Source organism: Streptomyces sp. SAS_281, from assembly GCF_052542855.1.
Genome location: NZ_JBMNDO010000041.1, coordinates 39,989 through 58,758 on the forward strand (window position 1 = coordinate 39,989; position 18,770 = coordinate 58,758).

At 72.3% G+C, this 18,770-nt stretch carries 15 protein-coding genes and 1 pseudogene; 14 read left to right on the plus strand and 2 right to left on the minus strand.

The genetic code is table 11. From position 1 onward, the window contains the following. Positions 1–49 precede the first annotated feature (49 nt). From ACN6LM_RS17810 to ACN6LM_RS17835, 6 genes and pseudogenes are all read left to right on the plus strand, one after another. Positions 50–802: a GntR family transcriptional regulator gene (locus tag ACN6LM_RS17810; RefSeq protein ID WP_445066338.1), complete on the plus strand. Its 753-nt coding sequence runs from the start codon at positions 50–52 to the stop codon at positions 800–802. A 240-nt stretch (positions 803–1,042) separates the two neighbouring features. Continuing rightward, the gene (locus ACN6LM_RS17815) at positions 1,043–1,243 is read left to right on the plus strand and encodes an SPOR domain-containing protein (RefSeq protein WP_164403001.1); all 201 of its coding nucleotides are present in this window, start codon (positions 1,043–1,045) and stop codon (positions 1,241–1,243) included. A 249-nt stretch (positions 1,244–1,492) separates the two neighbouring features. Beyond that, positions 1,493–1,633, plus strand: a pseudogene (locus ACN6LM_RS17820) (helix-turn-helix transcriptional regulator); the annotation flags it as partial. Between the two features lie 9 nt (positions 1,634–1,642). Beyond that, on the plus strand, positions 1,643–2,044 hold the full coding sequence (locus ACN6LM_RS17825; RefSeq protein WP_330315321.1) for an NUDIX hydrolase: 402 nt from the start codon (positions 1,643–1,645) through the stop codon (positions 2,042–2,044). Positions 2,045–2,234: 190 nt separating this feature from the next. Then, entirely contained in the window at positions 2,235–2,663 is a 429-nt protein-coding gene (locus ACN6LM_RS17830) for an ATP-binding protein (RefSeq protein WP_445066349.1), read from the plus strand. Positions 2,664–2,857: 194 nt separating this feature from the next. Next, positions 2,858–5,422, plus strand: a complete 2,565-nt coding sequence (locus ACN6LM_RS17835) for a SpoIIE family protein phosphatase (protein WP_445066350.1) — start codon at positions 2,858–2,860, stop codon at positions 5,420–5,422. 11 nt (positions 5,423–5,433) lie between these two features. On the opposite strand, the gene ACN6LM_RS17840 is transcribed toward ACN6LM_RS17835, so the two are convergent. After that, positions 5,434–6,147: a PspA/IM30 family protein gene (locus ACN6LM_RS17840; RefSeq protein WP_445066339.1), complete on the minus strand. Its 714-nt coding sequence runs from the start codon at positions 6,145–6,147 to the stop codon at positions 5,434–5,436. A 198-nt stretch (positions 6,148–6,345) separates the two neighbouring features. Beyond that, positions 6,346–8,436 carry a TPM domain-containing protein gene (locus ACN6LM_RS17845; RefSeq protein WP_445066351.1) on the minus strand — a complete coding sequence of 697 codons (2,091 nt, stop codon included), beginning with the start codon at positions 8,434–8,436 and terminating at the stop codon, positions 6,346–6,348. Between the two features lie 119 nt (positions 8,437–8,555). Here ACN6LM_RS17845 and ACN6LM_RS17850 point away from each other — a divergent pair, with 119 nt between their 5' ends. The 8 genes from ACN6LM_RS17850 to ACN6LM_RS17885 all read left to right on the plus strand — a co-directional run bounded on the left by ACN6LM_RS17850 (position 8,556) and on the right by ACN6LM_RS17885 (position 18,691). After that, positions 8,556–8,693, plus strand: a complete 138-nt coding sequence (locus tag ACN6LM_RS17850; RefSeq protein WP_445066340.1) for a hypothetical protein — start codon at positions 8,556–8,558, stop codon at positions 8,691–8,693. 64 nt (positions 8,694–8,757) lie between these two features. Next, the gene (locus tag ACN6LM_RS17855; RefSeq protein ID WP_445066341.1) at positions 8,758–9,210 is read left to right on the plus strand and encodes a MarR family winged helix-turn-helix transcriptional regulator; all 453 of its coding nucleotides are present in this window, start codon (positions 8,758–8,760) and stop codon (positions 9,208–9,210) included. Further along, on the plus strand, positions 9,207–10,628 hold the full coding sequence (locus ACN6LM_RS17860; protein WP_445066342.1) for an MFS transporter: 1,422 nt from the start codon (positions 9,207–9,209) through the stop codon (positions 10,626–10,628). The genes ACN6LM_RS17855 and ACN6LM_RS17860 overlap by 4 nt, the downstream gene beginning before the upstream one ends. A gap of 33 nt (positions 10,629–10,661) precedes the next feature. Continuing rightward, the gene (locus ACN6LM_RS17865; RefSeq protein WP_445066343.1) at positions 10,662–11,213 is read left to right on the plus strand and encodes an isochorismatase family protein; all 552 of its coding nucleotides are present in this window, start codon (positions 10,662–10,664) and stop codon (positions 11,211–11,213) included. 222 nt (positions 11,214–11,435) lie between these two features. Next, positions 11,436–13,772, plus strand: coding sequence for an ABC transporter family substrate-binding protein (locus ACN6LM_RS17870; RefSeq protein WP_445066344.1), 2,337 nt, complete (start codon positions 11,436–11,438; stop codon positions 13,770–13,772). A 116-nt stretch (positions 13,773–13,888) separates the two neighbouring features. Beyond that, entirely contained in the window at positions 13,889–14,563 is a 675-nt protein-coding gene (locus ACN6LM_RS17875) for a hypothetical protein (RefSeq protein WP_445066345.1), read from the plus strand. A 138-nt stretch (positions 14,564–14,701) separates the two neighbouring features. Next, on the plus strand, positions 14,702–16,609 hold the full coding sequence (gene typA / locus ACN6LM_RS17880; RefSeq protein WP_445066346.1) for a translational GTPase TypA: 1,908 nt from the start codon (positions 14,702–14,704) through the stop codon (positions 16,607–16,609). A gap of 462 nt (positions 16,610–17,071) precedes the next feature. Further along, positions 17,072–18,691: a peptide ABC transporter substrate-binding protein gene (locus ACN6LM_RS17885; protein WP_445066347.1), complete on the plus strand. Its 1,620-nt coding sequence runs from the start codon at positions 17,072–17,074 to the stop codon at positions 18,689–18,691. Positions 18,692–18,770: the final 79 nt, after the last annotated feature.

Consider the following 18,770-nt stretch of genomic DNA (forward strand, 5'->3'; position numbering starts at 1 on the left):
CCACGGTTGCGACGCTGTCGCAGTCCGTCAACCTCTTGGGGAGTGGCCTGTGGCTTTCGGTGAGCAGCCCGCCTATCTGCGCGTGGCGAGCGATCTGAGAGAGAAGATCGTCAACGGCGTGCTGCCGCCGCATACGCGCCTGCCGTCGCAGGCGCGCATCCGCGAGGAGTACGGGGTCTCGGACACCGTCGCGCTGGAGGCGCGCAAGGTCCTGATGGCGGAGGGCCTGGTCGAGGGCCGCTCCGGCTCGGGCACGTACGTACGCGAGCGGCCGGTGCCCCGCATGGTCGAGCGCTCCGGCTTCCGGCCCGAGGCCGGTGCGGGTCCGTTCCGCCAGGAGCAGGCGGCGGACGGGGCGCGCGGGACCTGGGAGTCGCGCAGCGAGCAGGAGGGCGCGAGCGCCGAGGTCGCCGCCCGGCTCGGGATCGAACCGGGCGACCGTGTCATGCGCACCCATTACGTGTTCCGGGAGGTGGGCGAGCCGGTGATGCTCTCCACCTCCTGGGAGCCCCTGGCGATCACGGGGCGCACGCCGGTGATGCTGCCGGAGGAGGGCCCGCTGGGCGGCTGCGGGGTGGTCGAGCGGATGGCCGCCATCGATGTGGTCGTGGACAACGTGGCCGAGCAGGTGGGCGCACGCCCGGGGCTTGCGGAGGAGCTCCTGGCGCTGGGCGGGGTCCCCGGCCATGTGGTGATGGTGGTCGAGCGCACCTTCTACGCCTCGGGGCGGCCCGTCGAGACCGCCGACGTGGTGGTGCCGGCCGACCGCTACCGGGTGGGGTACCGGCTTCCCGTGAGGTGACCGGGGCGGGCTCGGCTCCTCTCTGATTGTCATGTCCCGCTCCCGCTCCCATCGCCACGCCCCGGGGGTGCATTCGCGAGAATACCCCCCCGGGGCGTTGGTCCGTTCCTGGCCGGATCGGTACCTCTTTGTGCAAAGGCGTATCCGGTGAGTGAAGGTCAGGCGTAGGCTCAGGCATATGCGTACCGGGGTTTCCTGGAGTTCCTTAGAAGCGTGCACATCGTTCAGGGGAGGGGCGCGATGCTCGGGAGAAACACGATGAGTGACAGCGGTGCCGTGCTTCCCTGGCTGGTGATACGGCAGGACGACAACGGCAACCGCTACCGCGTGGGCAGGTACGCCACGCAGGGCGAGGCCCAGCGTGCGGCCGACAAGTTGCAGGACCGGGGACACAAGCAGCTGTACTGGGTGGAGCGGGTCGGGCAGGCCGCCCAGTCGTAGGGGGTGCGACGCGGGAGATCAATGCGCCGGTGCACTCCCCGAATCGCTCCGGGGTGAGGGTCCGTCGGGCGCCCGGGCGGGAGTGGGGGCTGTCCCGGACGCGCCGTGCGCCGGTACATGACGGCGGCGGCGGCGCACTCCGAGGCCCGTGAGGAGCGCGAGCCGCATCGGGGTGCGGGTGTCGCCCGCGCCCTTCAGGATGCCGTCGACCACATGGGACGCGAAGAACACCGCGATGCCCGGCAGTGTGCGAGCTTCTTCTGCCGGGACGGCGAGCCGGTGCGGGCCGAGGGGGCGTCCACGCTCTTCCGGCGGGGCATGCTGCGCATCGCCCGCGCCACGGGCGCGGAGGAGAAGAAGTGGCTGGCCGAGGCGATCGGTGAACTGGAGGGCGGGGAGGTGCCGGTGCTGATCGACACGGTGGCGTGGGTGCGGATCGAGGGGGGCCGCATCCTGTGCGCGCGCCCGCGCGGGAAGGACGTCTTCTACATCCCGGGCGGCAAGCGGGAGGGCGCCGAGAGCGACCTCGACACGCTCGTGCGCGAGATCGAGGAGGAGCTGACGGTCCGCATCGACGCGGAGTCCGTCGCGCACGTGGGGACGTACGAGGCCGGCGGGCCCGGCCTCCCGGACGGCGCGGTGGTCCGGATGGCCTGCTACACCGCCGGGTTCAGCGGTGAGCTGAGGGCCAGCAGCGAGATCGAGGACGTGGCGTGGTTCTCGTACGCCGACCGCGACCGGGTGCCGCCCGTCGACCAGCTGCTCTTCGACGACCTCAGGGCGTCGGGCGACCTGGCCTGAGCGTGGCGGGAGGATCATGGTGCGGCGCGCGGAGCCGGGGGTGTGCGCCCCCGCTTCCCGGGCACCCGTACGTGCGCGCCGCCGTACACCCGTACGCCCCGCGTGTCGAGCCCGGCGGTATTTGACCCCTGATATCGGGTATGTGCTGTTTGCCCCCGCGTACAGGACGTCACCGTTGCCGGCTCTGGGAGTGATCGGCGTGACCGATACCGAAGGCGATCGCGCCGAGTGGAGCTTTCCGGCTGTCCCCGGTGCCGTGCGCACCGCCCGGCATGCCGTCCAGGACACCCTGCGTGGCTGGGGGCTCGACGCCGCCGTCGGTGACGAGGCGTTGCTGCTGGTCAGCGAGCTGGTCACCAACTCCATGCGCTACACACCCGGCCCCATCGGGGTACGGCTGCTGCGCCCCCGGCGGGACGGGGACGGCTCCGCCGCCCGGCCCGGTCTCCTCGTGGAGGTCTCCGATCCCCTCCCCGACCCGCCCACCGAACGTACGGCGGGACCCGACGACGAGAGCGGCCGGGGACTGCAGCTCGTGGCCTGTGCGGCACGGCGCTGGGGGACCCGGCGGGGAAAGAGCGGCAAGACGGTGTGGTTCGAGCTGGCCCTGCCTGGTTAGGAGTGAGGTGGGACGCACAGCGATCACCGGAGGTCGGGGCCGAACCTGGCTGAAAGGGACTGAGACCGTGCTGTGATCGTGAACGCCGTGCCGGACGGGGCCGTAGTGCTGAATACTGCGGGCATGACCGGTCCGGTGTGTGAGCTGGAGGGGACGGTCGCGTGAGCGAAATACCTGGGACAGCGGGCGACGTCGTGTGGCAGAGCAGTCCGCCCGGCTCGATCTACGACTACATCAGAGTCGCCTCCTTCTCGATCGGGCCCGACGGGCTGATCGAGCAGTGGAGCCGCCGGGCCGCCGGTCTCTTCGGCGTGGCCGCCCACGAGGCCGTGGGCAAGGACCCGGTCGAGGCGTTCCTGCCCGGCGAGGTCCGCGGCGAGGGCCACCGCCGGGTCGGCGAGGTACTCGACGGCAAGGAGTGGACGGGACTCGTCCCGTTCCGGATGCCCGGCGAGGGCGGGGCGCACGGGCTCGCCGAGATCTATGTGATGCCCAGTGAGACGGCCACCGGCGAACGAGCGGCGGTCTGCATCGTCGTGGACGTCCGTGCCCTGCGCCGCATCGAGACGGACCTCGCCGCCTCGCAGGCGATATTCGGCCAATCTCCCTTCGGTTTCGTGCTGTTCGGCACCGACCTCACCGTCGTCCGGGCCAACGAGCGCTTCGCCACCGTCTTCGGCGGCCGGGCCGACGACCACCGGGGCCGCACGGTCGGCGACTACCTCACCGGCACCGAGGCCGACCGCCTGACCGCCACGCTCGAACGGGTCCTGGAGACGGGCAACTCCGTCACCGACCTCCAGCTCGTCGGCATGGCTCCCGGCGACACCGAGCGCCGCCACTGGTCGATGAACCTCTACCGGGTGCACAGCGGATCGGGCCGCCCCATCGGCATCGCGGGACTCGCCACCGATGTGACCCGGCGTCACACCGCCGCCCGCGAGGCCGCCAGTGCCCGCCGCAACCTCGCGCTGCTCAACGAGGCCGGCGCCCGCATCGGCAACTCCCTGGAACTGGAGACCACCGCCCGCGAACTCCTCGACGTCGCCGTCCCGGTCTTCTGCGACCTGGCCTCCGTCGACCTCTACCAGGCCCTGCTCACCGGGGACGAGGCGGTGCCCGGCGGCTGGAGCCCGCTCAGCCAGGAGGCGGTCGGCGGCTCCGCCGAACTGCGCCGCGTCGCCTTCGCCAGCGCGGTGTCCGACGCCCTGCCCCACCCCCTCCCCGGCGCCTCCGACTCCGGACCGCCGGGCGGTGGAGCCCCGCCCCCCGCCCTCGGCGCCGTCCACCGCTACCCCTTCGGCTCGCCGTGCGCCGTAGCGCTGCGCACCGGCCGCGTGGAGGACGTCCCGGGCGACGACCGGGGCTTCGTGCAGTCCACGCTGGCCGTGCCGATGGTCGCCCACGACACCGTGGTGGGGCTCGTCCGCTTCTCCCGTACGAAGGGCAGCGAGCCGTTCGACGCCCGGGACCGGGCCCTCGCGACCGAGCTGGCCGCCCGCGCCGCCGTCTGCATCGACAACGCCCGCCTCTACCGCCGCGAGCACGAACGCGCCCTGATCCTCCAGCGCAGCCTGCTGCCCCCCGGCGACCCGGAGGCCGCCGGGCTCGACATCGCCTGTCGCTACCTGCCGGGCAACACCGCCAACGAGGTCGGCGGCGACTGGTTCGACGTGATCGAGCTGCCCGGACACCGCACCGCGCTCGTCGTCGGCGACGTGATGGGGCGCGGCCTGCGCGCCGCCGTGGCCATGGGCGAACTGCGCACCGCCGTGCGCACGCTGGCCCTGCTCGACCTGGAACCCGCCGAGGTGCTGTCCGCGCTGGACGAGGTCGCCCGCGGCCTCGGCACCCCCGGTGCCGCCTCGGCGCCCGGAGGCGGGGGCGCCCAGTGGCCCGCCCGCGCCGCGCACAAGTCCCGCGAGGCGGACCTCTCCGAGGTGTACCTGGCGACCTGCGTCTACGCGGTCTACGACCCGGTCACCCGGCGCTGCACCTTCGCCAACGCGGGCCATCTGCCGCCCGTCGTGGTCGAGCCGGGCGAGGCCGCGCTGCTCCTCGACGTACCGCCGGGGATGCCGCTGGGCGTCGGTGGCGAACCGTTCGAGGAGGTCGAGGTCGAGCTGAAGGAGGGCGCGCTCCTCGCCCTCTACACCGACGGCCTGGTCGAGTCCCGCGACCACCCGCTGGACGAGGGGCTGGCCGCCCTCCGCAAGGCCCTGATCGAACCGGCCCAGCCGCTGGAGGACGTCTGCGACCGCGTCCTCGGCTCGCTGCACACCCGGCACGGCGAGGACGACATCGCGCTCCTGATGGCCCGCATCCAGGGCCTGCCCACCGAGGCCGTCGGCGACTGGCGGCTGCCCCGCGAGCCCCGCTCGGTCGGCCGCGCCCGCGAACTGGCCCGGGGCCAGCTGACCAGCTGGGGCCTCGATGACCTGGTCGACACCACGGAGCTCCTGGTCAGCGAGCTGGTCACCAACGCCCTGCGCTACGGCGAGGGCGAGATCCGGCTCCGCCTGCTGCGCGACCGCACCCTGGTCTGCGAGGTGTGGGACGCCGGTCTCGTCCAGCCGAGGCGCCGGCGCGCCCGGGACACGGACGAGGGGGGCCGGGGCCTCCAGCTGGTGGGGCTCCTCAGCGCGGCCTGGGGGGCGCGGCGGACCCCGCGCGGCAAGACCGTCTGGTTCGAACTGCCGCTGCCCGACGGGCGGCCGGCCGCCGAGCGCTCGGTGGAGGAGCTGCTGAGCATGTTCTGACCGGCCCGGCCCTACGTGGTGGTCTTCAGCGCGGCGAGCCGGGCCTCCACCTCCGCGCTGTCGCCCAGCGCGTCCAGCTCCTCGAACTGCGCGTCCAGCGAGGAGGCCGCCAGCTCCTGCTTGCCCAGGGCCCGCGCCTCCTCGCGCCGCACCTTGTCCTCGAACCGGCTCAGCTCGCTCGTCGGGTCCAGGACGTCGATGCTCTTCACCGCGTCCATCATCCGGTTCTGCGCCTGCGCCGACTTGGCGCGCGCCACCAGTTCGTCCCGCTTGGCCTTCAGCTCGGAGAGCTTCGCCTTCATCTGGTCCAGGCCCGCCTTGAGCTTGTCGACCACCTCGGTCTGCGCGGCGATGGTCGGCTCGGCGGTCCTGGCCTCCGTCTCCGACCGGAGCTGCCGGCCCAGCGCGACCTTCGCCAGGTTGTCGAACTTGTCGGCCTCGGGACCGGAGCCGCCCGCCCGCAGCTCGTCCGCCTTGCGGCTCGCGGCGAGCGCTTTGCCGCCCCACTCGCGCGCCGCCTCCACGTCCTCCTGGTGGTCCTGCTCCATCAGACGGAGGTTGCCGATGGTGGCGGCCACGGCCTGCTCGGCCTCCGCGATGTTGGCGGTGTAGTCGCGGATCAGCTGGTCCAGCATCTTCTGCGGATCCTCCGCCTGGTCGAGCAGCGCGTTGATGTTGGCCTTCGCCAGCTGGGTGACACGACCGAGGATGGTCTGCTTGCTCATGGGGGCCTCTCCTGTCGGGTGGTGCTGCTCGTGGATTCACGCATGAGGGGTACGGGGACGGCCTCCCGCGTCTTACGGGACGGCCTCCCGCGTCTACGGGACGGCCTCCCGCGTCTTACGGGACGCTTCCCGCGTGTCCGGGGACGGCTCCCCGCGTCTTACGGGACGCTTCCCGCCTCTACGGGACGGCTTCCCGCGTCAGAAGCGTCCGCCGCCGCCCCGGCGGCCCCGCGTCCCGCCGCCGCCGAAGCTGCCGGGCCCGCCGCCGCCGAAGCCCCCGCCGCCGCCGAATCCGCCCCCGAAGCCGCCCCGGCCGCAGCCCCCGCCCATCAGGCCGCCGAGGAGGATGCCGCCCAGCACCGCGCCGCCCATGCCGCCGCCTCCGCCCGCCATGCCCCCGGGGCCGCCGCGCCCGCCGTACCCGTACCCGCGCACGTCCTGCTCGGCCAGGTCGCGCGCCTCGCGGGACAGCGCGTCCGCGCGGCTCGCCTCGGCCAGGGCGGCCTGCGGGTCGCCGGTGCCCGCCAGTGCGGCGGCCCGCTCCAGCCGGCGCTGCGCCTCGGTGAGCCGGGTCCGGGCGGTGCTGCCGACCGCGCCCCGGTGCGTCGTGACGAAGTCCGCGGCGGCGGCCACCGACGAGCGCGCGGTGAGCAGCGCCCCGTCGAGCAGCGAGCGCGCCCGGGTGTCGCCCTGTTCCCGCTCGCGGGCTCCGGCCAGCGCCTCGTCCAGTGCCCGGTCCGCCTCCTCCACCCGGCGCAGCGCGTCGATCGGGTCGTACCGGCCGCCCCGCTCCTCGCGCACCTCGCCGGCCACCGCCCGCGCCCGGGCGATCCGGCCGCGCAGGTCGGCGGTGGACGTGCCCCGCGCCGTGCCGTCGAGCAGCCCGCCCGCGTCGGCGAGGTCGGTGTCCAGCTCGGTCAGCGCGGCGGTCAGCCGGTCCGCAGCCTCGTCCAGCTCGCGGGCGCGCCGCTCCACGCCGTCGACCAGGGTGCCCGCCTGGTCGAGCGCGCCCTCGGCGGCCCGGACGTAGACGGCCGCCGCCGCGTGGTCGCCGCCGTCCACCGCCTGCCGGGCCCGGCCGAGCGAGGCGGCCGCGAAGTCGAGCCGGTCCCCGGCCTGGCCGGCGTCCTCGGCGACGGGGGCCGACGCCTGGTCCGCGTACCGCTCGCGCATCGAGGCGAGTGCGGTCCGGGCGGCCGGGACGCGGCCGGTCAGCTCGCGGAGCGCGGTCTCGGCTGCGGCCAGGGCCTGCGGCGCCTCGCGCTCCAGCTCGCGCAGCCGGTCGAAGTCCTCGGAGACCGCGTCGAGGCGGCCGTCGGCGTCCGCGCAGCGGCTGATGATCTCGTCCAGCATCCGCCGCCGGGTCGCGTCGTCCTCCGGGAACGCGTCGTCCAGCTGCTGGCGCAGCCGGAACGCGGTGGTCAGCTCGCCCTTGGCGTACGCCACCGCCTCGGCGAACGGCGCGGCGGCCTCCTCCCCGAACTGGGCGGTGGCGAAGCCCAGCTCCTCCTCGCTCGTGCGGACCGCGTCGTCGGTGGCGACGAGCGTCTCCTTGGCCTTCGCGTCGAGCTCCGGCAGCGGAGCGGGCGGCGGCGCGGCCCCGCCCCAGCCGGTCGTGCCGGGCGTCGTACGGGTGGTGGCGCGCCGCTTGCGCCGCAGGAAGGCGTACGCGGCGACGGCCGCCACCGCGCAGAGCAGGACGATCGGAAGGAGGAGGTCGCCGGTGCTGGTGCCGCCCGAGCCGGAGCCCGGGTCGGCGGCGCCGGGGGTGATCGCCGGGGCGGGCACGGGCTCGCCGGAGAGGACGGCGGCGTAGCCGTCGGCGGCGCCGATCGCGGCGCCCGCCCAGTCGTTCTCCTTCAGCGCCGGCTCGATCGCGGTGTTCGCCACGTCCCGGAGCTGCGCGTCGGTGAGGGGGGCGTCCTGGTCGACGGAGTAGGCGTACTGCCGGGCGTGAGTGGCGACGGCGAGCAGGATGTCGTCGCGGCCGAGGCCGTTGCGGTCGGCGGTCGCGTCGGCCCAGTCCTGCGGGGAGCGCCCGGAGAAGTCGCGTACGTACGCCACGAAGAGCTGGAGGCGGTGCTCGGCGTAGAGCCGGTCGAGGGCGGTGACCACCGGGGGGCGGCGGTCGCCGAGGGCGCCCGCCCTGTCGGTGATCTGCCCGTCGCGGGACAGCGTGACGGGGTCGTCGGCGCGGGCGGCCGGTGCGGGGGCGAGGGCCAGCCAGCACACCGTCAGGAGCACGGCGAGCAGGGCCCGGCCCGGTATGAAAATCCGGGTTCGGCTCACGGGCGGCGTCACGTTTGAGAGGCTATGTCCCTCTCCGGGCGGCCGCGACACGAGGCGACCGGGGGCAGCGCCTTCGCCATGGGCCCGTCGCAGCCGTGCCGCCGCCGGGGCGGTTCGCAGTGCACAACGCTGTCGCGGGGGAGCGGGAGCTGCTGGCGGCGGCGGCCGGGCACTTCGTCCACAGGGGGCTGCCCGAGGACATGGCCGCGCCGGCGGAGGCGCGGCGGGCGTTCTTCGGGACGTGGCCGGCGCGGTAGCCGTCCAGGCGGGGAACGACAGGCTGCCTTGCAAGGTGGCCTGTCTTTCTCGTACGGTGAATGTATGACGCAAGCATCTGGTGCGGCCCCCGACCCCACGGCCGAAGAGGTGGCGAACCAGCTGGCCGCCGTGGTGGGCCGGCTGTTGCGGCGGCTGCGTTCCTCCTCTTCGGAGTCGCTGCTGACGCCGACCCAGCGCTCCGTGCTGGCCCGGCTGGACGACGGGGGCGCCGCGACCACCGCGGACCTGGCCCGCGCCGAATTCGTACGCCCGCAGTCCATGCGGCTGACCCTGGGGGCGCTGGAGGCGCAGGGGCTGGTCGAGCGGGCGCCGGACCCGGCCGACGGGCGGAAGTCCGTCATGTCGGTCACGGACGCCGGGCGCACCACGCTCGCCCAGGTCCGGGCCGCCAAGCGGAACTGGCTGGCCGAGGCCGTCGCCGCCGAGCTGGACGGGCACGAGCGGCGGACGGTCACCGAGGCCGTGGCCCTCATCGAACGCCTGGTCGGTTCGTGACCGCTCGCGAGGCGCTCCCCGGGGCGGTGCGCGCGGCGGCCCGCCCGGACCGGACGGCGTCCGACCCCGGCTTCGGCGCCCGGCTCACCGCACCGCTGCTGCTCGGCTCGCTGCTCAACCCGCTGAACACCACGATGATCTCCACCGCGCTGGTGGCGATCGGGCACCACTTCTCCGTCGGCGCCGCCGACACCGCCTGGCTGATCTCCGTCCTCTACCTGGCCAGCGCCGTCGCCCAGCCCGTCCTGGGCCGGCTGGCCGACGTCCTCGGGCCGCGCCGGGTCTTCGTCGCCGGGCTCGTCGTGGTCGTCGCCTCCGGCCTGGTCGGCACCTTCGCGCAGGGCTTCGGCCAGCTGATCGTCTCGCGGCTGCTGCTCGGTATCGGTACGTCGGCGGCCTACCCGGCCGCGATGGCGGTGCTGCGCGACGAGTCGGCCCGGATCGGGCGGCCGACCCCGCGCCCGGTGCTGGCCCGGCTCTCCTTCGCCGCGCTCGGCAGTGCGGCGGTCGGGCCCACGCTCGGCGGACTGCTCGTCATGACGGCCGGCTGGCGCGGGATCTTCGCCGTCAACGTGCCCGTGGCGCTGATCGCCCTCGGTGCGGCCCTGCGCTGGATCCCCGCCGACCCGCCCCGCGCCCGTGCGGCCGGCGGCCCGGCGCCCCGGCTGGGGCTCGACCCGCTCGGCATCGGCCTGTTCGCGAGCGCGCTCACCGTCCTGGCGTTCTTCCTGCTCGACCTCGCGCACCCGGTGTGGTGGCTGCTCGCGCCGTTCGCCGCGCTGGGCGCCGCCCTCGTGTGGTGGCAGCTGCGGACCCCCGCCCCCTTCATCGATCTGCGGATGCTCGCGGGCAACGGCGCGCTCTCGCGTACGTACCTCCGGCACGGCATCAGCTACCTGCTGATCTACTGCGTGATGTACGGATACACGCAGTGGCTGGAGGAAGCCCGCGGTTACTCGTCCGGGCACACCGGGCTCCTGATGCTGCCGATGTCCGTCGCGGCGCTGGTGTGCTCGCTGCTCGGCGCCCGTACGAAGGGCATCCGGGGCCCGCTCGTCCTGGCCTGCGTCCTGCTCACCGCCGGAGCCGGAATGCTGTTCCTGCTGTCCGGCGACGCACCGGTCGCCCTCCTGCTGCTCGCCGGCGCCTGCTTCGGCATCCCGCAGGGGCTGATCGGGACCAGTAATCAGGCGGCCGTGCAGGCGTACGCGCCGCCCGCCTCCGTCGGCTCGGCCGCCGGCCTCCAGCGCACCGCCCAGTACATAGGGGCGATCACCGCCTCCAGCCTCATCGCCCTGGCCTACGGACAGTCGGCCGGCGACCGGGGTCTGCACCTGATGGCCGCCGTCGCCGCCGTCCTGGGCGTCCTGCTCATCGTCCTCACCGTCACCGACCGCGCCCTGCGCGGGCGTACCTGATCATCCGCAAGCACCACCCCAAGGAGCACCACCATGACCGCCACCGTCCTCGACCCCCACACCGCGCTGATCGTCGTAGACCTCCAGAAGGGCATCACCGCCCTGCCCACCGCCCACCCCGCCGCGGACGTCATCGCCAACGCCGCGACCCTCGCCGACGCCTTCCGGGCCAAGGGCCTGCCCGTCGTCCTCGTCCGCGTCACCGGCGGCGCCCCGGGCCGCACCGAGGGTCCGGCCCGGTCCGGGAAGCCGGCCGCCGACTGGGCCGAGATCGTGCCCGAGATGGGCCCGGGCGAGGACGACATCATCGTCACCAAGCAGCAGTGGGGCGCCTTCTACGGCACCGACCTCGACCTCCAGCTGCGCCGCCGGGGCGTCACCCAGGTCGTGGTGGCCGGCATCGCGACCAGCATCGGTGTCGAATCCACCGCCCGCTCCGCGCACGAGCACGGCTACCACGTGACCCTCGCCACGGACGCGATGACCGACATGAGCGGCGAGGCCCACGACAACAGCCTCCAGCGGATCTTCCCGCGCCTCGGCGAGACCGGCACGACCGACGAGATCGTCAAGCTCCTCGGCTGACCGGACCCGCTCGGAACGGAGCGGCGCGGCCCCCACCCGGGCCGCGGCGCTCCGCCGTACGGGTGGGCTTCGGGGCGTACGCGCCGTGTCGGCGCGGCCTTCCCGCGCGAGGGCGTTTTCAGTAGAGGGGCGAAACCAGTGTGATCAACTGCAAATGCCACCAAAAACGCTCAATCAGGCCCCATCCCGGCGCGGGCCGGGCCGTCCCCGGAGGTATCAGCCATGGCCCACGTCGGCATCCCGCGCGGGACGGCCCGGAAGAGGCGCATCCCCGCCCTCCTCACCGCAGGCGTCCTCACCCTCCCCGTACTGGCCGGATGCAGCTCGGGCGGGGACGAGACCGCGGCCGTCGCCGCCGTACCGCAGGACGTGGCCCGCGCCGCCCGCGCCCAGGTGGCCGACGGGGGCAAGGTCACCTGGGCGATCGACGCGCTGCCCGCCACCTTCAACGCCTTCCAGGCGGACGCCGACAGCGCCACCACCCGGATCACCGGCGCCCTGCTCCCGAGCCTCTTCCCGCTCGACGCCCAGGGCCGGCCGCAGCTCAACCCGGACTACCTCGAATCCGCGAAGGTGACCGAGACCGAGCCACGCCAGGTCGTCGTCTACCGGCTCAACCAGCAGGCCGTCTGGAGCGACGGCCGGGGCATCGGCGCCCCGGACTTCGTTGCCCAGTGGCGGGCCCTGAGCGGCAAGGACTCCGCGTTCTGGACCGCCCGCAACGCCGGGTACGAACGCATCGAGAAGATCGAGCGGGGCCACGACGACCTGGAGGTCAAGGTCACCTTCGCCAAGCCGTACGCGGACTGGCGCTCGCTGTTCTCGCCGCTCTACCCGAAGCAGGTGACGGGCTCCCCGGACGCGTTCAACGACGGCGCGCGCACCACGCTCGCGGCGACCGCCGGGCCGTTCCGGCTGCGCGAGGTGGACAAGAAGACCGGGTCCGTCACGCTGACCCGCGACCCGCGCTGGTGGGGCGGGCGCGCCAAGCTGGACTCGCTGGTCTTCAAGGCCGTCGAGCCCGGGGACCGCACCGACGCGCTGGCCGAGGGCGCCGTGGACGTGGCCGACATCGACCCCACCACCGCCCACCGCATCGCCCAGGCGGCCCGCGAGGGCGCGGCCGGCGCACCGCCCGCCCACGGCCCCGGCGCCGCCCGGAGTCCGGCGGACGCCCTGCGCTCCTGGGCCGTGGCGCACGGCACCGACGAGGAGGCGGCGGAGGAGGAGCAGGAGGCGCGGGACGACAAGGCCAGGGCCGCCGACGCGTACGCCGCCGAGCAGAGCGGGCTGCGCGCCTACGTGGTCCGCAAGTCCCTGGAGCCCGCCTACACCCAGCTCGCGCTGAACGGCGAGACCGGACCGCTCGCCGACGACCGGGTGCGCCGGGCCGTGGCCCGCGCCCTGGACCGCCAGGAGCTCGCCGACGCCGTGCTGCGGCCGCTCGGACTGCCCGCGCAGCCGCTCGGCAGCCACCTCGCCGTCGCCGGACAGCCCGCCTACCGGGACGGCAGCGACGCGCTCGGCAAGCAGGACACCGAGCAGGCGCAGGCGCTGCTCGCCGACGCCGGCTGGACGCGCGAGGGGGCCCTGAGCCGGAGCGACGGCACCAAGGCCGGCAGCGAGGGCGAGAAGCAGGAGAAGGACGCGGAGAAGAAGGCCGACGAGAAGAAGGGGAGCGCCGGCAAGGACGCGGCGGACGACGGCAAGGCGGACCGCGCGGCCCCGGCCGGGCCCGCCGACGACGGCCTCTACATCGTGGGCGACGACGGCAAGCCCGGCGACGCCTTCGCCCTCGCCCCGGCCCCCGACGCCGCCGCGCAGAGCGCCGCCCTGCTGCGCCAGGCCGGGCACCTCGGCCCCACCGGCACCTCGGAGGACGTCCGGGACGCGGTCCGGGCCCAGGACCGGCAGCCCGGAGGCGCCGCCGGAGCCTATGCCCCGGCGGGCACCGCGGCTCCGGCCCGGGCGGCCGACACCGCACGCGGTCCGCTCGGCAAGAACGGCAAGCCGCTGAGCCTGCGCTTCGTCCTGCCGGCCGGGCCCGGCTCGGCCGGGCTGCGTACCGTCGGCGAGAAGATCGCCGCGATGCTCGACACGATCGGCATCCGCACCGTGATCACCAAGGTCTCCGACGACAGCTACTTCCGCGACCACGTGGCCTCCGGCGACTACGACATGGCCCTGTACTCCTGGCCCGCCACCGCCTACCCGGCCACCGACGACCGCCCGATCTTCGCCAAGCCGCTGCCCGCGTCCGACGGCTCGCTGCTCGTCGAGCAGAACTACACCCGCGTCGGTACGGACCACATCGACCAGCTCTTCGACCAGGCGGCGTCGGAGCTGGACGAGAAGGCCGCCCAGGACCTCATGCGCAAGGCGGACGCCCGCATCTGGGCCGCCGCGGGATCGATCCCCCTCTTCCAGCGCCCCCAGCTCGTCGCCACCGGCAAGCAGCTCGTGAACGTCGGCGCCTTCGGCTTCGGGGTGCCGCACTACCAGGACATCGGCTACAAGGCCCCGCAGGCGGCGGGCGCTCCGGCCCAGAAGAAGAAGTAGGGGACATCCGCACCTCTGGACTTGCTCAAGTCACTTGTCCGTGAAGTCCGTTACGGCAACCGTGGTCCCGACCACCGGTGAATTCCACCGGAAGAACGGACCACGGGGGCAGGGCCATGAAGCGGACACGAGCGGTCACCACGGCTGCGGTCTTGACGGCGGCGGGCCTTCTCGTCGGGGGCTGCACCTCGACGCCGGACGGCCGGGCCGCCGACGACCCGGCCCCGGCCCGGTCGTCGGCGGCGACGGCCGACAAGGCCGTCGCCCGGGAGCCGCGGGCATGCCGGGGCGGCACGTACACCTGGTTCAACCTGCGCCAGAACTGGGTGATCAACGGGGTCGCCGAGGCGCAGACCCTGACCGGGCCCGGCAGCCTGACGAAACCGATCCGGCGGCTGCGCACGGACCCGGCCTCCGTGGTGACCGAGGGCGCGGACCTGGACCCGGACCTCGTCCTCCACGCCCTCGGCACGAAGCTCGGACTGGTGCCCGCGGACGGCGATCCGAAGGAGGGCTCCGCCCTCGGGGAGCCGGGCACGTACGCGCCGCTCGACGAGCCGTTGGGCCTGGTCAGCGGGGGGAAGGGCAGCGTGCGGCTGGTGAGCTTCAGCCACTTCAAGCTGATCGAGACGGACTTCCGCTACAGGTGCGCCGGGGGCGGGAAGCCGGTCATCGGGCATGTGTCGACCTGGGGGTCCTCCGGCGGGGGCGCGGTCAATTGCGACGAGCGCCTGGACAAGGACGCGTCCGCCGCGCAGCGCGAGGCCGTCAGGCTCTCCTGCGCCCGCTAGAAACCGCCCGGGAAGCCGCAGCAGCGGCCGCCCCGTACCATGGGACTAGCCGTGGCGCGTCCGCCCGGCGGGCGTACGAGGACTCAAGACCGACCCAGGCGCCTGAATCCCCGATCCGAGAGAAGCGCAAGCCACACCATGCCCACGCGCCACGACATCCGTAACGTAGCCATCGTCGCCCACGTCGACCACGGCAAGACGACCATCGTCGATGCCATGCTCAAGCAGGCCGGCTCCTTCGCCGCGCACGCCGCCGAGTCCCTCGACGACCGCATGATGGACTCGAACGACCTGGAGCGTGAGAAGGGCATCACGATCCTGGCCAAGAACACGGCCGTGAAGTACCACCCCAAGGATGGCGGCGACGTCATCACCATCAACATCATCGACACCCCCGGCCACGCCGACTTCGGTGGCGAGGTCGAGCGCGGCCTGTCGATGGTGGACGCGGTCGTGCTTCTGGTCGACGCCTCCGAGGGCCCGCTCCCGCAGACCCGCTTCGTGCTGCGCAAGGCGCTCCAGCAGCGCCTGCCCGTCATCCTGTGCATCAACAAGACGGACCGTCCGGACTCCCGTATCGACGAGGTCGTCAACGAGACCTACGACCTCTTCCTCGACCTGGACGCGGACGAGGAGCAGATCGAGTTCCCGATCGTCTACGCGTGCGGCCGTGACGGCATCGCCTCGCTGACCAAGCCGGAGGACGGCACGGTCCCGGCGGACTCCACCAACCTGGAGCCGTTCTTCTCCGCGATCCTGGAGCACGTCCCGGCCCCGACGTACGAGGAGGGCGCGCCGCTCCAGGCCCACGTCACCAACCTCGACGCCGACAACTTCCTCGGCCGCATCGCGCTCCTCCGCGTCGAGCAGGGCGAGCTGCGCAAGGGCCAGACGGTCGCCTGGATCAAGCGCGACGGCTCCATGCAGAACGTGCGCATCACCGAGCTGATGATGACCGAGGCGCTCACCCGCAAGCCCGCCGAGGTGGCCGGCCCCGGTGACATCTGCGCCGTCGCCGGTATCCCGGAGATCATGATCGGTGAGACGCTCGCCGACCCGGAGAACCCGGTCGCGCTGCCCCTGATCACGGTCGACGAGCCCGCGATCTCCATGACCATCGGCACCAACACCTCGCCGCTCGTCGGCCGGGGCGGCACCGGCAAGGGCGCGGAGGCCAAGGCCGCGGTCAAGGACCGCAAGGTCACCGCCCGCCAGGTCAAGGACCGCCTGGACCGCGAGCTGATCGGCAACGTGTCGCTCCGCGTGCTGGACACCGAGCGCCCGGACGCCTGGGAGGTGCAGGGCCGCGGTGAGCTGGCGCTGGCCATCCTGGTCGAGCAGATGCGCCGCGAGGGCTTCGAGATGACCATCGGCAAGCCCCAGGTGGTCACCAAGGACGTCGACGGCAAGACCCACGAGCCCGTCGAGCGCATGACGATCGACGTGCCCGAGGAGCACATGGGCGCCGTCACGCAGCTCATGGGCATCCGCAAGGGCCGTATGGACAACATGTCGAACCACGGCTCCGGCTGGGTGCGCATGGAGTTCGTCGTCCCGTCGCGCGGTCTCATCGGCTTCCGTACGGAGTTCCTGACGAACACCCGCGGTACGGGTATCGCGCACTCCATCCACGAGGGCCACGAGCCGTGGTTCGGCACCCTGACGACCCGTAACAACGGCTCGCTGGTCGCCGACCGCGCCGGTGCCGTCACCGCCTTCGCGATGACGAACCTCCAGGAGCGCGGCGTGCTGTTCACCGACCCCGGCACCGAGGTGTACGAGGGCATGATCGTCGGCGAGAACTCGCGCGCCGACGACATGGACGTGAACATCACCAAGGAGAAGAAGCTCACGAACATGCGGTCCTCGTCGGCCGACTCGTTCGAGGCGATCGTCCCGCCGCGCAAGCTGTCGCTGGAGCAGTCCCTGGAGTTCTGCCGCGACGACGAGTGCGTCGAGGTGACCCCGGAGGCCGTCCGCATCCGCAAGGTCGTCCTCGACCAGAAGGAGCGCAGCCGCAGCGCCTCGCGCGCCAAGCACGGCTGATCCGCGTCCGGTAGGCCGTTTTCGGCCGACGATCCGTCAGCACCAGGCATTGCCGAAGCCCAGGGCCCTCACAGACACTGTGGGGGCCCTGAGCCTTGGGCAACTGGTTTTCGGGCTTGATCATCCAGCATCTGAGACAGAAACGTCCGATTATCGGAGGTTGCTCTCCGAAACGTGTGTTAACAGTCCGTTTCGGGGGTGTCTGTCTGGGATTGGTTTGTCCGGATTTTGATCCCCATGCGGGCCGGATGTTGTCAAACCGAGACCCTTTAAGTGTGGTTTACGGCCCAGTCGTACTTAATAGTTGGCTCCATTGAGCTCGGGTCAATGGGTCACGCACTGTGGGGAGTGCGCCGACTCACGAGCACACTAAGGGCACTGAACGATCACCGTCAGGGGTGTCGGTGTATCGAACCCAGTGCCCTTCTTGTAGTCAAAAGTGGACTCATGAGGAGGAAACCCATGCGTGGTGCCAAGAGCGCCAAGTGGGTCGCGGGAGCGGCCATCATCGCCCTGGCTGCGACTGCCTGCGGTGGCGGCGACGACGACGGCAAGGCCGCTTCGAAGGAGAAGGGCAAGCCTGCCGGCTACGTCTCCGTCGACGTCGGTGAGCCGCAGAAGCCGCTGATCCCGGCCGACACCAACGAGCAGCTGGGCAGCTACGTCATCCAGGCCCTCTTTACCCAGCTCCTCGAGTTCGACCACAAGGGCAACATCGTCTACACCAACGCGGAGTCCGTGAAGACGGACGACAACAAGACGTGGACGGTGAAGCTCAAGCCCGGCTGGAAGTTCCACGACGGCACCCCGGTCACCGCCGCTTCCTACGTGAAGGCGTGGAACTGGTACGCCAACATCAAGAACAACCAGCAGAACGCCTTCTGGTTCGAGGACATCAAGGGCTACGCGGACGTCCACCCGGAGAAGGGTGACCCCAAGGGCACGGAGATGTCCGGTCTGAAGGCCGTGGACGACAACACGTTCACGATCGAGCTGACCAAGGCCGTCCCGTACTTCGAGTACAAGCTGGGCTACTACACCTTCGCCCCGCTGCCCGAGATGTTCTACAAGGACCCCAAGGCGTTCGGTCAGGCGCCGGTCGGCAACGGTCCCTACGTCTTCGAGAAGTGGGACCACAAGAAGCTGATCCGCGTCAAGGCCAACCCTGACTACCAGGGTCCGAACAAGGCCAAGAACAAGGGCATCCTCTTCAAGAACTACGCGACCGTCGAGGCCGCGTACCAGGACCTGCTGTCCGGCAACCTGGACATGATCCGCCAGGTCGGCCCGAAGGACCTGCCGAAGTACAAGCAGGACCTCGGCGACCGCACGGTCGACGAGCCGTACGCGGCCGTCCAGTCGCTGGTCCCGGCGTTCTACGCGAAGCCCTTCAAGGACGTCGACCCCAAGGTCATCCAGGGTCTGTCCATGGGCATCGACCGCGCCACCATCACGAAGACCGTGCTCAACGGCACCCGTGAGGCCGCCACCAGCTTCACGCCTCCGGGCGTCGCCGGCAACCAGAAGCTGGACACCGACGTGTTCAACTTCGACCCGGCCAAGGCGAAGAAGCTCATCAAGGAAGGCGGCGGCGTTCCGGGCAACAAGGTCTGGATCCAGTACAACGCCGACGGCGGGCACAAGGAGTGGGTGACCGCGGTCTGCGAGTCCATCCGCAACTCGACCGGGGTCGACTGCATCCCGGACGCGAAGCCGGACTTCCAGACCGACCTGGAGGCTCGTGACAACGACCAGGTCAAGGGCATGTACCGCGGTGGCTGGGTGGCCGACTACCCGCTGAACGTCAACTTCATGCGCGAGCTCTACAGCACGACCGCCGAGGCCAACAACGGCCGGTTCTCGGACAAGGAGGTCGACGCCGAGTTCAAGAAGGGCGACAACGCGGCCACCCTGGACGAGTCGATCAAGGCGTACCAGGAGGCGGAGAAGCTCATCCTGAAGAAGATGCCGGCGATCCCGCTCTGGAACTACAAGATCAACGGCGGCTACGGCAAGAGCGTCGACAACGTGGCGATCGACTTCCGTGGTGACTACGTCATGACGGACGTCACGGTCAAGTAACCACGTCTGAGGGCCTACTCGGCCGTCAGCCCGCCCATACAGGCAGTAGGTCCCGGGGGCCACGCTCCGCTATCCGGAG

What these genes read in the sequence shown, in the direction of transcription:
- ACN6LM_RS17815 (WP_164403001.1), top strand. Translation starts at nt 1,043, where the DNA reads ATGCTCGGGAGAAACACGATGAGTGACAGCGGTGCCGTGCTTCCCTGG.
- ACN6LM_RS17840 (WP_445066339.1), bottom strand. Translation starts at nt 6,147, where the DNA reads ATGAGCAAGCAGACCATCCTCGGTCGTGTCACCCAGCTGGCGAAGGCC.
- ACN6LM_RS17855 (WP_445066341.1), top strand. Translation starts at nt 8,758, where the DNA reads ATGACGCAAGCATCTGGTGCGGCCCCCGACCCCACGGCCGAAGAGGTG.
- ACN6LM_RS17865 (WP_445066343.1), top strand. Translation starts at nt 10,662, where the DNA reads ATGACCGCCACCGTCCTCGACCCCCACACCGCGCTGATCGTCGTAGAC.
- ACN6LM_RS17870 (WP_445066344.1), top strand. Translation starts at nt 11,436, where the DNA reads ATGGCCCACGTCGGCATCCCGCGCGGGACGGCCCGGAAGAGGCGCATC.
- ACN6LM_RS17875 (WP_445066345.1), top strand. Translation starts at nt 13,889, where the DNA reads ATGAAGCGGACACGAGCGGTCACCACGGCTGCGGTCTTGACGGCGGCG.
- typA (WP_445066346.1), top strand. Translation starts at nt 14,702, where the DNA reads ATGCCCACGCGCCACGACATCCGTAACGTAGCCATCGTCGCCCACGTC.
- ACN6LM_RS17885 (WP_445066347.1), top strand. Translation starts at nt 17,072, where the DNA reads ATGCGTGGTGCCAAGAGCGCCAAGTGGGTCGCGGGAGCGGCCATCATC.